This window comes from Paenibacillus peoriae (assembly GCF_022531965.1).
GTDB classification, from domain to species: Bacteria; Bacillota; Bacilli; order Paenibacillales; family Paenibacillaceae; genus Paenibacillus; species Paenibacillus polymyxa_D.
In genome coordinates, this window is record NZ_CP092831.1 from 39219 (window position 1) to 53451 (window position 14233).

A 14233-nucleotide genomic window follows, 5' to 3' on the forward strand; every position below is an offset into this window, starting at 1 on the left:
TTAATGACTTATTGCGATTCCAAACTCAAAATATTTACTTGTAACTCCAATCCGAAGTTAGCCCACCAGATTGCGGACTACATCGGCATCCCAATGGGGGAATCCCATACCACATCGTTTAGTGACGGTGAAATCCAGGTTAAGCTGTCGGAAAGCGTACGCGGCTGCCATGTGTATATTGTGCAGTCAACTTGTCTGCCGGTTAACGACAACTTGATGGAGTTATTGGTTATGATTGATGCACTTAAACGCGCTTCTGCCAAAAGTATCAATGTCGTTATGCCATATTACGGTTACGCTCGTCAGGATCGTAAAGCTCGTTCACGCGATCCGATTACAGCGAAACTCGTCGCTAACTTGATTGAAAAAGCGGGAGCTCACCGCGTAATCAGCATGGATTTGCATGCGATGCAGATTCAGGGATTCTTTGATATTCCAGTGGATCATATGCTGGGAGCACCAATTCTGGCCCAATATTTCCGTTCCAAGCAAATTGAGAACCCGATTGTCGTTTCACCCGATCATGGCGGGGTTGTTCGTGCGCGCAAGCTGGCGGACTTCCTGAGTGCGCCGCTCGCTATTATTGATAAGCGTCGTCCAGAGCCAAATGTCAGTGAAGTGATGAACATCATCGGGAACATTGAGGGTAAAACGGCTATTTTAATTGATGATATCATTGATACAGCCGGAACGATTGTATTAGGTGCAAATGCGCTTAAAGAAGGCGGCGTAAAAGATGTGTATGCGTGTTGTACACATGCCGTATTGTCTGGTCCTGCGATGGAAAGACTGGAGAATTCGCCATTAAAAGAGGTGGTTGTGACGGATACGATCCCGATCGTTCACCCGAATCCGACAAGCAAGCTGAAGGTATTGTCTGTGGCTCCATTAATGGGAGAAGCTATCATCCGTGTGCATGAAGAATTGTCGATCAGCAAACTGTTTGAAATCGAATAAGCGCTGGCTCATTAAAAAGGGGTTGCCTTTTCCATGTGGAAAAGGTAACCCCTATCAGCATGTCAGGCTAAAAGCCTGGGCGAGATATGAATGTGAAACGTTGACGATTGTATAGTGTGTCCTCTATTTCGACGAAATGCTCATTAAAACGCGCAACGATGCCAATCTGGATATGTACATTCCCGTCATAAACCTGGACAGGAACGGAATGTTTTAAATGATATAGAAAATGGCTGTCATATAAGAGGATATCACCTTGATTGAGCATACCGGCACGCACCTTCCTATTCATAACAGGATTTTGCAAAATTCGATTCCAGTCGCTCCAAAGTGCAATATATAGACGAACTAGACCATTTCGATCTATATATTGTTCATTGAAAGTCGCTTATTAGATTTTTGCAAAATCCTCAATACAACTATTTTACCAAAAAATCCAGACTGTGAAAGAGGGTGTCAAGGTTATGAAGTGGATTGTAGGATTGGGTAACCCCGGTCCCCAATACGAGAAAACGAGACATAATGTCGGATTTATGGCATTGGATGCTCTTGCCTCGCGTCATAACATCCAGATTAACCAAAGCAAATGCAAGGCGTTGATTGGAGAGGGCCACATTGGTGGCGTGAAAACTGTACTGATTAAGCCAATGACCTATATGAATCTATCAGGCGAGTCTCTACGTGCTTATATGGACTATTATAAGGCCGATATGGAAGATCTGGTTGTCGTGTACGATGACCTGGATACAGAAGTCGGTAAAATAAGATTGCGTTATCAAGGTAGCGCAGGCGGCCATAACGGCATTAAATCGATCATTCAACATACCGGCACGCAGTCCTTCAATCGGATTCGCATGGGCATTTCCCGCCCGGAGCCTGGACATGCTATTGTCGATTATGTTCTAGGTACCTTTCCAAAGAAGGAAAAAGAATTGCTGGCCGGAATGATCGAGGACACGTGCAACGCCTTAGAATACAGCTTGAGTCATCCGTTTGAACGGACGATGGCTGAATTCAACAAGTAAGTTTAGACGTAGGCAGACGGGCTTAAATGGAAGATTGTTGGACATACTGAAAGGTATAGAAAACTTTCAGGAGGCATATACATTACATGGTTGTTAATTATGTATGCAGACATTGTCGAACTTTCTTGGGACGAATTGATTCCGCGGCAATAACCGAAGAAAGGTTAGGCTTCCATTCCTTGACCCCTGCCGAACGTAGAGATATAATAGCGTATAATTCGGGCGGTGAAGTGACCGTCAAAGTCATTTGCGAGCATTGCAGTCAGGCACTGGAGAATAATCCAGAGCTGAGTCTGCTCGTTAATCCGCTCCAATAACAGGTATTCAACTGGTCCGATGTACCAGCTTGAGAGGTGAAGCGGCAATTCCGCTTATGGAGCCTTGGCAGCATTGCTGAGGCTTCTTTTTCGGTTTACATGTAACTATTTATAAGCATAAAGGGGTGCCTTTTTTGTTACAAGCACTTATTCAGGCTTTTACGAAGGATGCTGATTATGCATCCATTGCAGCAGGCATATCATCAGGGATGAAGGAACAACTGATATCAGGTTTATCAGGCTCTTCCCGACAGGTACTGATGGCCGCGCTTGCCGAAGATACCGGACGACCGTTAATGGTCATGACGCACAATATGTTTGCCGCTCAAAAAATAGCAGATGACTTACAGGAAGCGCTTTCCCCTGATCAGGTTTTATTGTATCCTGCCAATGAGCTGGTAGCTGCTGAAGCAGCCATATCCAGTCCAGAGACCTTATCCCAACGAATTGATGTATTGATACGCTGCGCCCAGGGTTTTCGTGGGATTGTTGTCGTGCCGTTTTCTGGTGTTCGACGTTTATTGCCAATGGCGGAAACATGGCGTGAGGCTCGTATTGAGCTGAAAGAAGGCGAAACAATTCAGCTGGAAGCGTTTTTGCTACATATGGTCGAGATGGGATACCAGCGTGTAGAGCGTGTGGAATCACGTGGAGAGATGAGCGTACGTGGAGGAATTATTGATTTTTATCCAATGACAACCCGTTGGGGCTATCGTGTGGAGCTGTTTGACGATGAAATTGATTCGATCCGTAAGTTTGATCCGCAAGATCAGCGCTCGGTGGAAAAGGTTCAGGCCGTTACTGTAACGCCGTGTAAGGAAGTTATTGCGAATAACCAGCGTATGGATCAGGCGGCAGATGCCGCTGCTATTTTGTTGGAGGAGCAGCTGGGCAAAATGACGGATCGTCAAGCTAAGCAGCATCTGAAAGAAGAGATCCATCGTGAAATTGAGTTGCTGCGAGAGCATGTGTATTTTGACGAAATCTATAAATATATCTCCCTGCTGTATCCTGAACGTAAAACCCTGGCAGATTATATGCCGGAAGATACGATTCTGATTATTGACGAACCGGCGCGTATGCTGGAAACAGCCAAGCAACTGGAACGGGATGAGTCAGAATGGAATCTGCATTTGCTTCAAAACGGTAAAACGTTACCGCAGCTAGAACTGTCAGACGACGCGGACAATCTGCTGTACAACCGGAGATTTCAGACGTTGTTCCTGTCGATTTTCCTCCGTCAGGTTCCTCATACCCAGCCGCAAAATATTTTGAACTTCATCTGCCGAGGCATGCAGGATTTCCATGGCCAAATGAATGTGCTCAAGGCGGAGATGGATCGTTGGCGCAAAGCTGGCACACAGGTTATGATGCTGGCGAGTGGAGATGAACGTCTGGACCGGATGCGCCGAGTGCTTGAGGATTATGGTATTGATGAGCCGACGATGGCTATCGGCAATCTGCAAAGCGGTTTTGAAATGCCATCTATTCACCTGGCGGTCATTACCGAGGGTGAAATGTTTTCTCAGAAGCAGCGGAAAGCTCGTAAGCAGGGCCGCCATGTGGACAATGCAGAACGAATTAAGAGCTATAGCGAGCTGAAGGTGGGCGACTACGTCGTACACCAAAATCACGGGATCGGGAAGTACATGGGGATCGGCACGCTGGAGGTTGGCGGTATCCATAAGGATTACATGCATGTCCTCTACGCGGGTGGAGATAAGCTGTCAGTGCCGATTGAACAAATTGATCTGATTCAGAAATATGTTGGCTCAGAGGACAAGGAACCCAAGATTTATAAACTGGGTGGCAATGAGTGGACACGGGTTAAAAGTAAGGTGCGCAGCTCGGTTCAGGATATTGCGGATGACTTGATCAAGCTATATGCAGAACGACAGTCGGCACCAGGGTTTGCTTTTGAAAAGGATTCACCGGAGCAACAAGAGTTTGAGGATATGTTCCCGTATGATGAGACACGTGACCAGATTCGGGCCATCGAAGAGATTAAGAAGGACATGGAGCAGAGCCGCCCGATGGATCGTTTGCTATGCGGTGATGTAGGTTACGGCAAAACTGAAGTTGCGATTCGTGCTGCTTTTAAGTCTGCTATTGAAGGCAAACAAGTAGCGGTGCTGGTACCGACGACGATTTTGGCACAGCAACACTATGAGACGTTCCGTGAACGTTTTTCAGGGTATCCGTTCAATATTCAGGTATTGAGCCGTTTCCGCTCGCGCAAAGAGCAGAATGAAACGATTAAAGGGGTCCGGCAAGGCACGGTCGATATTGTCATTGGTACCCATCGTCTGTTGTCGCAGGATCTGGTGTTTAAGGACCTTGGAATGCTGATTGTCGATGAGGAACAGCGATTTGGCGTAACCCACAAGGAAAAGCTGAAGAAGCTGAAAACGAACGTAGATGTGCTGACGTTAACGGCAACACCTATTCCGCGTACGTTGCATATGTCCATGCTGGGTGTACGTGACTTGTCAGTCATTGAGACGCCACCGGAAAACCGTTTTCCAGTGCAAACGTATGTGGTTGAGCATAGCCAGACTCTAGTCCGTGAGGCCATTGAACGCGAGATGGCACGCGGAGGGCAGGTGTACTATCTGTATAATCGTGTGCAGGGCATTCAGGAGATGGCTGCAGAGATCAATGCGCTCGTACCGGAGGCCAAGGTGGGCGTGGGTCACGGACAAATGTCCGAAACCGAACTGGAGAAAACTATTTTGGATTTCCTGGATGGCGAATATGATGTGCTGGTCAGCACCAGCATTATTGAAACCGGCGTGGATATTCCAAATGTAAATACACTCATTGTGCATGATGCCGATAAAATGGGGCTATCCCAGCTTTATCAGCTGCGTGGGCGTGTAGGTCGTTCCAATCGGATTGCCTATGCTTATTTCACGTACCAGCGGGATAAGGTGCTCACGGAAGTGGCGGAGAAGCGCCTTCAGTCGATTAAAGAATTTACGGAGCTGGGCTCCGGCTTCAAGATTGCAATGCGCGATTTGTCCATCCGCGGCGCGGGTAACTTGCTTGGCGCTGAGCAGCATGGATTCATCGCATCCGTCGGCTTTGATCTTTACTCGCAGATGCTGGCTGAGGAAATTAATAAACGTAAAGTCAGCGTACTTGGAGAAGAGGATCAGTCCAATCGGAATTGGAGTACGTCGATTGATTTAGGCGTCGATGCTTACCTGCCGGGTGACTATATTTATGACAGCATCCAGAAAATTGAGATTTATAAAAAGGTTGCAGCGGTCAGTACCTTTGACGAGGCTTCTGAACTGGAGGATGAACTGGTCGACCGATTTGGCGATCTGCCAGAGGCTGTGCGTCATTTGCTAGCCGTGGCTCGCCTCAAGGTATATGGACGCATGTATGGCATCGAGTCCATAGTGCAACGGGATGACAATATCGTGTTGAAATTCCATGAAGGGCGTCAGCAGGCGGTACAGACCGCCAAACTTGCCGAGATTGGCAATCGCTTTGAAAGACGTGTACAATTTGAACAGGGCACATCTATGAGCGCACGCATAAAGGGCAAAGGTCTAAATGATCCACAGTTGCTAGAACTGCTGGAACAATTTTTGAGTGCATTGAAAGAAGCATTCACATTGAAGGAGGAACTGCAAAATGCCACAACTAAATAAAAGAAAACCTTGGAGAATGCTCTCCTTGGGAATGGCAGCGCTGCTAGCTATATCGGTTCTGGCAGCATGTACGAAGCAACCGGATGAGAACAAGGTCAAGGATGAACCGAAGGACAACAGCAAGGTTGTCGTGACCTATAAGGGTGGAACGATTACCGAAAATGAGTTCAACCAAGAAATCAGTATGATGAAATTCCTGTACCCAGAGTATGAGGCTGCGTTAGCTTCGGATCAGGTACGAGAGCAAATTGTAAAGCAGGAAGTGGTGTACAAGCTTCTGGCGGCTAAAGCGGACGACAAAGCCAAGGAGCAGGGTGCCAAAGAAGGGAACGAACAACTGGAGCAGTATAAAAAGTCAGTCGGAGAAGATAAGTTCAAGACATTTCTGAGTGATAAGAAACTGACTGAACAAGGTGTGAAAGATTACTTCACGCGTGTAATGACGGTAATCAACAGCGAAACTAACAAAGTAACAGATGATCAGCTAAAACAGGAATTTGAGAAAAATAAAGATCAATTCACGACAGCAACCGTGCGTCATGTATTGATTAACTTCCAAGATCCTAAAACAAAGAAAGAGCGCAAAAAAGAGGATGCCCTCAAGCTGGCGAAAGAAGTGAAGGCGAAGCTGGACGGAGGAGCGGATTTTGCGACGATTGCCAAGAAATATTCAGAAGACCCAGGTTCTGCGTCTAACGGAGGTCTGTATGAGAATGCATCCGTAGCGCAATGGGTACCTGCCTTTAAAGAGGCCGCTGAGACCCAACCGATTAACAAAATCGGTGAGCCGGTGGAAACGGAATACGGATATCACGTGATCAAAGTGGAGTCCCGCAATGAGCCAACGTTTGATAAATTGAAAGACAACGAAAAGGCTGCCCTGAAAAATAAATTGGCCGGGGAAAGTATCCAAAACTTTACCGAAAATGATTTGACGAAACTTGATTTGAAAATCAATCTGCCGAAGGTACCAGCTACGCAAGAGAAAAGCGGTGCAACTTCTGGTGCCGGTAGCACAACTACACCGGGCGCAACAACAAACGGTACGGGCGATGCCAAGGCAGGAACAGCCAAAGATGGAGCTACAAACGAAGGTAAATAACTGAACATGCATAAGGAATTGGGAACAGATGAATACTATGGTCAGATATCACCATAAACACCATGACCGTGACGTTCTTCGTGACCGCTTCTGGGGGAGTGGAAGCGTCTTTCGATACCGTCAGTAGTTTACTAAATTCTTCTTGAGAAAGTGGGGCAACATGTGAAATGAAAGCTACTGGTATAGTTCGCCGTATTGATGACCTTGGGCGGGTAGTTATTCCAAAGGAAATTCGCCGCACCTTGAGAATTCGTGAAGGAGATCCGCTTGAGATTTTTGTGGATCGTGACGGAGAAGTCATTTTGAAAAAGTATTCACCTATTGGTGAACTTGGTGATTTCGCCAAAGAATATGCTGAGTCCCTGTTTGAAAGCACGGGCCATATTACAATGATTACCGATCGGGACACCATTATTACGGTGGCTGGAGGCTCTAAAAAAGAGTTTCTGGACAAGCCAATCGGTAGCATTATCGAAGGTAGTATGGATAATCGCAAAACTGTGCTGGAGACAGCCAGCGGCTCTTATGAGCTAACGCGAGACCACGAAGAAACACTCTCGTCCTTTGTGGCGGCTCCCATTGTTTCCGGTGGTGATCCCATTGGTTCCGTTGTATTGTTGAACAAGGACGAAAATGTAAAAATGTCCGAAATGGAGGTCAAAATGGCTGAAACAGCCGCTGGCTTCCTGGGCAAACAAATGGAACAGTAACATCCCGTTTCACCCCTGTATGACGTACAGAATGGCGAAAGCCGTCCTACGTTGCACAGGGTTTTTTTTCTTTCCGTGAGAAGAGGCGGTATAATAGGACTCGGGTAAGATGCATATTTCAGGTGGGAGTGGAGACGGAGAATGCAGGAAAATCGCGCCGCTTCGCGGCTGCTACGAGGTGCTGTCATTTTGACACTGGCAGCGGTAGCGAGCAAGCTGATCGGCACAGTGCAAAAAATCCCGCTGCAGAATATCGGCGGCGACGGCGTGTTTGGCATTTATAATACGGTTTATCCTTTTTATACGCTGTTCATTACCATTGCAGCTGCTGGATTTCCGGCTGCAATATCCAAATTTGTAGCTGAGTTTGAGGCAGTGGGAAACCGAGCAGCGGGGCAACGTGTTGCTCGGTTATCTTCGCTTGTCTTGGGTGTCTTCGGGTTAATCCTGGGCGTGCTGATGTATACGTGTGCGCCGCTCATTGGTCAATGGATCGACAATGCTCACGTCATTCCGTCGGTGAGGGCGGCGGCGTTTGCCTTTTTGTTCGTGCCGGTTATGGCGGGACTGAGAGGATATTTTCAAGGTTTGCAAAATATGCTTCCGACTGCTGTTTCCCAAGTGACGGAGCAGGCGATAAGGGTAAGCGTGATGATTATACTGTTGCTGCTCATGCTGTCACAAGGAGCGGGAGCAGATATGATTGCTGCCGGAGCCGTGTTTGGTTCAGCAGCAGGTGGAGCAGCGGGCTTGGTCGTCATGTTGCTATATTGGCGAAATCACAGGAAGAGGCTTAGAAGGCAAGGGACGGTCATGGCGACAGTGCAAGCACAAGCTGGAGAGCTACACCCAGCGGAAAGCAATGGTGCCTTGTTAAAGGCGATACTGCGTTATGCCCTGCCTGTTTGCCTTGGAGCGCTAGCCGTTCCGTTAATTAGCCTGGTAGACACATTTACTGTACCTCGCTTGTTAAAGCAGGAGGGATTGGAGGATACTGCGGTTATGGTGGCCTTTGGCGTGTATAACCGAGGTCTGCCGCTGGTACAGCTAGTCATGATGTTTGCCACCACCCTGTCGGCATTATTCATTCCATCGCTGGCTGAGGCCCGGGTAACCGGCGGTACGGAACTGGCACGTCGCCAGTGCGAGCAATCGCTGCGCTGGTTTTGGCTACTGGGACTGGCCGCTGCGACAGGCTTGATCGTGCTGGCTGTGCCCGTCAATGTGATGCTGTATGCGGACGACACCGGCAGCGGGGTCATGCGCTGGATGGCGCTAACCGCCGTTGGCGGCACGCTCAGCATCATCTCGGCTGCGCTGCTGCAAGGGCTTGGCGCGGTTCGCGCGCCGGCTCTGGCGATGCTCGCGGCCGCAGCAGCCAAGGCGCTGCTAAACTGGCTACTCGTGCCGCATCTAGGCACGGCTGGAGCCGCCATTGCGGGGGCTGTCGCCTATCTGCTGGCGGCAGTGATCAACATCGTGCTGCTGGCTCGCTTGGTAGGCCTGCGCGCGAGCTGGTCCGCCAGCGTGCTCAAGCCGGCGGCGCTGCTTATCGCCCTGGCTGGTGCGGCCGGGGCAGCGATGTGGGGCACCAGCGCTGTGCTGGGTGCCTTGGGGTGGGCTGCCGAAGGTCGTGCCACGGCAGCCGTGGAGAGCCTGCTGGGTGTAGCCGCAGGCGCCGCAGTGTTCGTGATCGGCCTCGCACGCTTGAGGCTGATCACGGAAGCCGAGCTTGTGGCGGTGCCCAAGCTCGGACGCCCGCTGGCAGCCGTGCTGCGCAGGCTACGTGTACTGGCTTAGCCAGGCATACGGCTTACGGCGTGAATCGGCACAGCCATTTTATGAGCCTATACCACTTTGTGGTATAGTAATGCCAAAGCAAAGGAAGCGGAGGCGGGGTTAGGCCGTGTATTTTTTCGAGCATGAGCCTTGTTTCTGCGAAACGGAGGATGGGATATGAGCGTAACATTAACGGTCGTAGGTTTGGGCTCGGGGGATCCGGATCAGCTTACGATAGGGATATTGAACAAAATGCGAGGCGCTTCAGCGCTGTATCTGCGGACCAAGGAGCATCCTGCGGTTCAAGTGCTGAATGAGTTTGAGGTGGCTTTTGAGTCGTTTGACGAGGTATATGAGACAAAAGAGTCTTTCCCAGAGGTATACGAGGAAATTACCAGCCAATTGATTACGACGGCTGCTAAGGCGGCAGACGGAAGTGAAATCGTCTATGCGGTTCCTGGTCACCCTATGGTGGCAGAAGCAGCGGTGCAGTTGCTTAAGGAGCGTTGTCCTGCGCAAGGGATTGAACTGAATATTCTGGGCGGCGAAAGTTTCCTGGATGAAGCTTTTGTGCGTCTTGGTTTTGATCCGATTGAGGGTTTTCAGCTGCTGGACGCAGGAACACTGGATGCCAGCTGGCTCCAGCCTCAGCTGCATACGCTGATCGGACAGGTGTATGACACCTTTACGGCTTCTGATGTGAAGCTGTGCCTGATGGAGCGGTATCCTGACGATTATGAGGTATATGTCGGTCACGCTCTTGGGGTAGAAGGGGAGGAAGCGGTGCACAAGGTACCGCTGTACGAGCTGGATCGAGTAGAGGGCTACGGGAACCTATCCTTGGTATACGTACCTCGCAGTGAAGATGAAGCGCTGAAACGGCGTTCTTTTGACCGTTTACACGAGATTGTCGATATTTTGCGCAGTCCGGAAGGCTGTCCTTGGGATCGTGAACAGACACATCAGTCGATTCGCAAAAATCTGATCGAAGAAACGTATGAAGTCATCGAAACGATAGATGAGGACGACCCTGAGCATATGAAGGAAGAGCTGGGCGATCTGTTGTTGCAAATTTTGCTGCATGCCCAAATGGAAGAGGAAGTCGGAACCTTCAATGTGTATGATGTAATTCAGGGGCTGAATGATAAGCTTATTTTCCGTCATCCGCATGTGTTCGGTGATAATCAAGCGAATGATGCGGAAGAGGCGCTGCAAAACTGGGAGCAGATGAAGGCTGAGGAAAAACGGCTTAAAGGCACGACGGCAGCATATCCTTCTGTACTGGACGGGGTTCCGCGTGATCTGCCTGCTCTTATGAAATCGTACAAGCTCCAGAAGAAAGCAGCTAAAGTAGGCTTTAACTGGGATAGCATTGAGGGCGTATTCGATAAATTGGACGAAGAAGTGGCTGAGCTGAAGGAAGCGGTTCGTGAAGGGCATGCTGTGGAAGCCCAGTTGCTGGAGTTAGGCGATGTGTTATTTGTTGCCGTGAATGCAGCCCGGTTTATGGGAGTAGACCCGGAAGAGGCATTGTCGGCTACCAATCGCAAATTTGTCGACCGTTTCCAGTATATTGAGCAGAAATTACGCGAGCAGGGGCGTCGTCCCGAAGAAAGCAGCGTAGATGAAATGGAGACTTACTGGCAGGAAGCGAAAAAGCTCCTTGGTAAAGCGTGATTCCACATATTCGCTTTTGGCTGCACAGAACAGTAAAATGAGACATATGCAGGGTTGAAAGAAGGCCCAGTTTGAGAGGACTTGCCAATGGGCAGAGTTTTGTAGTAGGATGTTGGCTTGACTGGGGTCGAATAAAAAAACGCCTGTCATTGCAGGATTTTTACGGACAAGCCAGAATAACTTGTAGTAATTCTGAAAATAACTGTAGCTTATAGTTAAGCGTGTTACAGTGACATTCAGAAGGGCTTCGGCCACAGTTGGACCTCACGTCTGCTCCATCAATGGACATGTAGCGTGATGATTATTTTTTGACATTTGGGAGGCTTTTATCTTATGAACAAGACAGATCTGATCAACAATATTTCCAGCAAAAGCGGTTTGAGCAAACGTGACGTTGAAGCTGTATTGAATGGCGTTCTTGGTGAAATTACAGATGCACTCGCTAGCGGTGACAAAGTGCAACTGATCGGCTTTGGTACTTTCGAAACACGCAAGCGTTCCAGCCGTACAGGCCGCAATCCACAAACCGGTAACACGATTGAAATTCCAGAATCGACCGTTCCTGCTTTTAAAGCCGGTAATAAGCTTAAAGAAGCCGTTAACTAATGCGTCTTGATAAATTCTTGAAAGTCTCGCGGCTGATTAAGCGGCGTACGGTAGCCAAGGACGTCTCCGAACAAGGGAGAGTGCTGGTGAACGGACGCGAAGCCAAGCCGAGCAGTGCGGTCAAAGTAGGCGATGAAATTACCGTCCAGTTTGGCCAGAAGCTGGTGACCGTGCGAGTGGAACGGCTCGCCGACACTACACGCAAGGACGAGGCTGCAAGTATGTACACGTTGGTAAAGGAAGAGCCTATTGCCAGGGACAATGGTTTAAACTGGTAAGCAGACATCTGATTTTCTCACAACTGTACATGAAAGCATTCCTTCATTATTTTATGAAGGAGTGCTTTTTTTCTTTAGATGACGAGTTTTCGTCCATCATATGCTGATTAACAGCAAAAGCGGTTCTAAATCATACGGCCCCCTTCATAAGCTAAGAACAGAAGGAGGGGTACATGCCATGATTGAACAAGGGAAGTCAAAGCACCATGATCTGCGCATGCAAAGCCGCAAGCAACTCGATATTTCAGGCGTCAGCAATGTGGAGAGCTTTGACAGTGAAGAATTTTTGCTTCAGACCGAGCTGGGCCATCTCACCATTCGCGGACAACATTTACATATCAAAAACCTCAGCCTAGAAGAGGGACTGTTGTCCATTGAAGGTCTGATTACTTCCCTCGTCTACCTGGAGCCCGGGGCCCCGGCTAAAAACGGAAAAAGCCTATTCGGCAAGATCTTCAAATGAACCCTTACACGCAATGGCTGACGTTAACGTGGATGCTGGTGTCGGGCATAGCCATGGGAGTGGTGTTTGACAGCTACCGGGTGCTGTCCATCCGCTTTCATTTTGCCCGCTGGAGCGTTCATATATTGGACGTGCTGTACTGGGTGGCCTCGGCTTTGTTTATTTTCCGTGTGCTATACGCGAGTAATCGCGGTGAGCTGCGGTTTTATGTCTTTTTAGGACTACTTTTGGGGGTTTGGCTCTATTTTTGGGCCTTTAGTGTTACAACCCAACGTTTTGTGGTAATGTTATTAGAGATAGTTCGCAGACTGACGTTGATCGTGAACAGCATACTGCGCATCCTGATTGTTCTTCCGGTGTTAGCGCTGTATCGGCTGTTACGCAAGCTAGTCGGATGGACATGGGCACTTATTGTGTTCCTGGGAAGGATGCTGATATACATCCTGATGCCGGTTTGGAAGCCGATCCTATGGCTGATCGGTCCACTTAAAGCGCGCTGGAGGACTCCAGAGTCGCTCGTAAAGCTGGGTATCAGACTGAAAAACACAGCGAAAAGATGGTTTGGAAGGAGGTAGTATCATGCGTAATTCGTCTGTAGATCGCCATTCATCTTCTACGTCCAAGTCCAACGCGGGCGGGCGCAGGCGAATCATGATTTGGTTGCTATCGCTTGCCGCCTTTGGTAGTTGGGCAATTTTTACCTTTTTTTCTCAAGGCATGATTATGGCCGATCGAAATGAACAGCTCATCCAGAAGGAAAAGCAGAAGCAAGCTGCTACACAAACGGAACAACAGCTTCAAACCGAAGTGAATCGTCTCAAGGACCCTGAGTACATTGGCGAGATTGCCAGAAGCAAGTACGGTCTTTACAAACCGGAAGAGACGCCAATCATCGGAGATCAGAAATAGGAACATTATCGGGCCAATGCTTAGTTGACCTTGGTTCCGCCATTTTGTATAATCAAATCACCACAGCGGGATTTTTTTGCAAAAAAATCGGTTGTATATTTTAAGGGAGGATCATTTTATTCTATGGCAATTGAAGTGGGCACCAAGTTAGAGGGCAAAGTGACAGGCATCACGCATTTTGGAGCATTTGTGGATTTGTCTGGAGGTGTCACGGGTCTCGTTCACATCTCGGAAATCGCCGATAACTATGTTAAGGATGTTAACGACCACCTGAAGATTAATGATGTCGTGACGGTGAAAGTCATTAATGTTGACAAAGATGGCAAAATCGGACTTTCCATTAAGCAAACGATTGACAAGCCGGCAAGTGAAGCCCGTCCCCCAAGAGCTCCAAGACCGGAGCGTACGGGAGGACCAGGCGGAGGCGACCGTTTCGGCGGTGGAGGTTCAGGTCCAAGTCAAGGACGCGGTGGTGGTGGCGGTGGTTTCAACCGCGATCGTGGAGGCCGTTCTTTCAAGCCTGCACCGGGTAAACCTTCATTTGAGGATAAAATGTCACGCTTCCTGAAAGATAGTGAGGAACGCATTTCGTCGCTGAAAAAGAACACCGAAGGTAAACGCGGAGGACGCGGCGCGAAGCGTGTTTAATTCACTTTGACAACCGTATCAACCATACACGGAAAACCGTACAGTCGAAAGACTGCTACGGTTTTTTTGCGTTCTACCGACAATAGATGCGACACGCAAT

The 14233-nt window shown here is 48.8% G+C and carries 15 protein-coding genes; 14 read left to right on the top strand and 1 reads right to left on the bottom strand.

Annotated features, from left to right (window positions below):
- Positions 1-3: 3 nt before the first annotated feature.
- Positions 4-957 (top strand): ribose-phosphate diphosphokinase, encoded by a 954-nt coding sequence (locus MLD56_RS00190; RefSeq protein WP_013308125.1) that lies wholly within the window; start codon positions 4-6, stop codon positions 955-957.
- A gap of 67 nt (positions 958-1024) precedes the next feature.
- Here the strand turns inward: MLD56_RS00190 and MLD56_RS26030 are convergent, their stop codons facing one another.
- Entirely contained in the window at positions 1025-1225 is a 201-nt protein-coding gene (locus MLD56_RS26030; RefSeq protein WP_029519375.1) for a hypothetical protein, read from the bottom strand.
- Positions 1226-1421: 196 nt separating this feature from the next.
- Here MLD56_RS26030 and pth point away from each other — a divergent pair, with 196 nt between their 5' ends.
- From pth to MLD56_RS00255, 13 genes are all read left to right on the top strand, one after another.
- The gene (gene pth / locus MLD56_RS00195) at positions 1422-1982 is read left to right on the top strand and encodes an aminoacyl-tRNA hydrolase (protein WP_029519374.1); all 561 of its coding nucleotides are present in this window, start codon (positions 1422-1424) and stop codon (positions 1980-1982) included.
- Positions 1983-2068: 86 nt separating this feature from the next.
- Positions 2069-2299, top strand: coding sequence for an anti-sigma-F factor Fin (locus tag MLD56_RS00200; protein WP_007428020.1), 231 nt, complete (start codon positions 2069-2071; stop codon positions 2297-2299).
- A gap of 134 nt (positions 2300-2433) precedes the next feature.
- Positions 2434-5961, top strand: coding sequence for a transcription-repair coupling factor (gene mfd / locus MLD56_RS00205; RefSeq protein ID WP_029519373.1), 3528 nt, complete (start codon positions 2434-2436; stop codon positions 5959-5961).
- Entirely contained in the window at positions 5945-7063 is a 1119-nt protein-coding gene (locus MLD56_RS00210) for a peptidylprolyl isomerase (protein ID WP_029519372.1), read from the top strand. Before mfd ends, MLD56_RS00210 begins: the two co-directional genes overlap by 17 nt.
- A 167-nt stretch (positions 7064-7230) precedes the next feature.
- Complete coding sequence (spoVT, locus tag MLD56_RS00215) at positions 7231-7773, top strand: stage V sporulation protein T (RefSeq protein WP_029519371.1); 543 nt, start codon at positions 7231-7233, stop codon at positions 7771-7773.
- Positions 7774-7914: 141 nt separating this feature from the next.
- Positions 7915-9573 (top strand): putative polysaccharide biosynthesis protein, encoded by a 1659-nt coding sequence (locus MLD56_RS00220; RefSeq protein ID WP_039274011.1) that lies wholly within the window; start codon positions 7915-7917, stop codon positions 9571-9573.
- Positions 9574-9729: 156 nt separating this feature from the next.
- Positions 9730-11229, top strand: a complete 1500-nt coding sequence (gene mazG / locus MLD56_RS00225) for a bifunctional methyltransferase/pyrophosphohydrolase YabN (protein ID WP_029514619.1) — start codon at positions 9730-9732, stop codon at positions 11227-11229.
- Positions 11230-11562: 333 nt separating this feature from the next.
- Positions 11563-11835, top strand: coding sequence for an HU family DNA-binding protein (locus MLD56_RS00230; protein ID WP_007428028.1), 273 nt, complete (start codon positions 11563-11565; stop codon positions 11833-11835).
- Positions 11835-12113, top strand: coding sequence for an RNA-binding S4 domain-containing protein (locus MLD56_RS00235; protein WP_016818913.1), 279 nt, complete (start codon positions 11835-11837; stop codon positions 12111-12113). Before MLD56_RS00230 ends, MLD56_RS00235 begins: the two co-directional genes overlap by 1 nt.
- Positions 12114-12291: 178 nt before the next feature.
- On the top strand, positions 12292-12576 hold the full coding sequence (gene yabP, locus MLD56_RS00240; RefSeq protein WP_025721693.1) for a sporulation protein YabP: 285 nt from the start codon (positions 12292-12294) through the stop codon (positions 12574-12576).
- Positions 12573-13151 carry a spore cortex biosynthesis protein YabQ gene (gene yabQ / locus MLD56_RS00245; protein ID WP_029514620.1) on the top strand — a complete coding sequence of 193 codons (579 nt, stop codon included), beginning with the start codon at positions 12573-12575 and terminating at the stop codon, positions 13149-13151. Before yabP ends, yabQ begins: the two co-directional genes overlap by 4 nt.
- Positions 13152-13155: 4 nt before the next feature.
- On the top strand, positions 13156-13485 hold the full coding sequence (locus tag MLD56_RS00250; RefSeq protein ID WP_029514621.1) for an FtsB family cell division protein: 330 nt from the start codon (positions 13156-13158) through the stop codon (positions 13483-13485).
- 123 nt (positions 13486-13608) lie between these two features.
- A complete protein-coding gene (locus MLD56_RS00255; protein ID WP_014279051.1) occupies positions 13609-14133 on the top strand; it encodes a S1 domain-containing RNA-binding protein in 525 nt (174 codons plus the stop codon).
- Positions 14134-14233 lie beyond the last annotated feature (100 nt).

What these genes read in the sequence shown, in the direction of transcription:
- MLD56_RS00190 (WP_013308125.1), top strand. Translation starts at nt 4, where the DNA reads ATGACTTATTGCGATTCCAAACTCAAAATATTTACTTGTAACTCCAAT.
- MLD56_RS26030 (WP_029519375.1), bottom strand. Translation starts at nt 1,225, where the DNA reads ATGCTCAATCAAGGTGATATCCTCTTATATGACAGCCATTTTCTATAT.
- pth (WP_029519374.1), top strand. Translation starts at nt 1,422, where the DNA reads ATGAAGTGGATTGTAGGATTGGGTAACCCCGGTCCCCAATACGAGAAA.
- MLD56_RS00200 (WP_007428020.1), top strand. Translation starts at nt 2,069, where the DNA reads ATGGTTGTTAATTATGTATGCAGACATTGTCGAACTTTCTTGGGACGA.
- MLD56_RS00210 (WP_029519372.1), top strand. Translation starts at nt 5,945, where the DNA reads ATGCCACAACTAAATAAAAGAAAACCTTGGAGAATGCTCTCCTTGGGA.
- spoVT (WP_029519371.1), top strand. Translation starts at nt 7,231, where the DNA reads ATGAAAGCTACTGGTATAGTTCGCCGTATTGATGACCTTGGGCGGGTA.
- MLD56_RS00220 (WP_039274011.1), top strand. Translation starts at nt 7,915, where the DNA reads ATGCAGGAAAATCGCGCCGCTTCGCGGCTGCTACGAGGTGCTGTCATT.
- mazG (WP_029514619.1), top strand. Translation starts at nt 9,730, where the DNA reads ATGAGCGTAACATTAACGGTCGTAGGTTTGGGCTCGGGGGATCCGGAT.
- MLD56_RS00230 (WP_007428028.1), top strand. Translation starts at nt 11,563, where the DNA reads ATGAACAAGACAGATCTGATCAACAATATTTCCAGCAAAAGCGGTTTG.
- MLD56_RS00235 (WP_016818913.1), top strand. Translation starts at nt 11,835, where the DNA reads ATGCGTCTTGATAAATTCTTGAAAGTCTCGCGGCTGATTAAGCGGCGT.
- yabP (WP_025721693.1), top strand. Translation starts at nt 12,292, where the DNA reads ATGATTGAACAAGGGAAGTCAAAGCACCATGATCTGCGCATGCAAAGC.
- yabQ (WP_029514620.1), top strand. Translation starts at nt 12,573, where the DNA reads ATGAACCCTTACACGCAATGGCTGACGTTAACGTGGATGCTGGTGTCG.
- MLD56_RS00250 (WP_029514621.1), top strand. Translation starts at nt 13,156, where the DNA reads ATGCGTAATTCGTCTGTAGATCGCCATTCATCTTCTACGTCCAAGTCC.
- MLD56_RS00255 (WP_014279051.1), top strand. Translation starts at nt 13,609, where the DNA reads ATGGCAATTGAAGTGGGCACCAAGTTAGAGGGCAAAGTGACAGGCATC.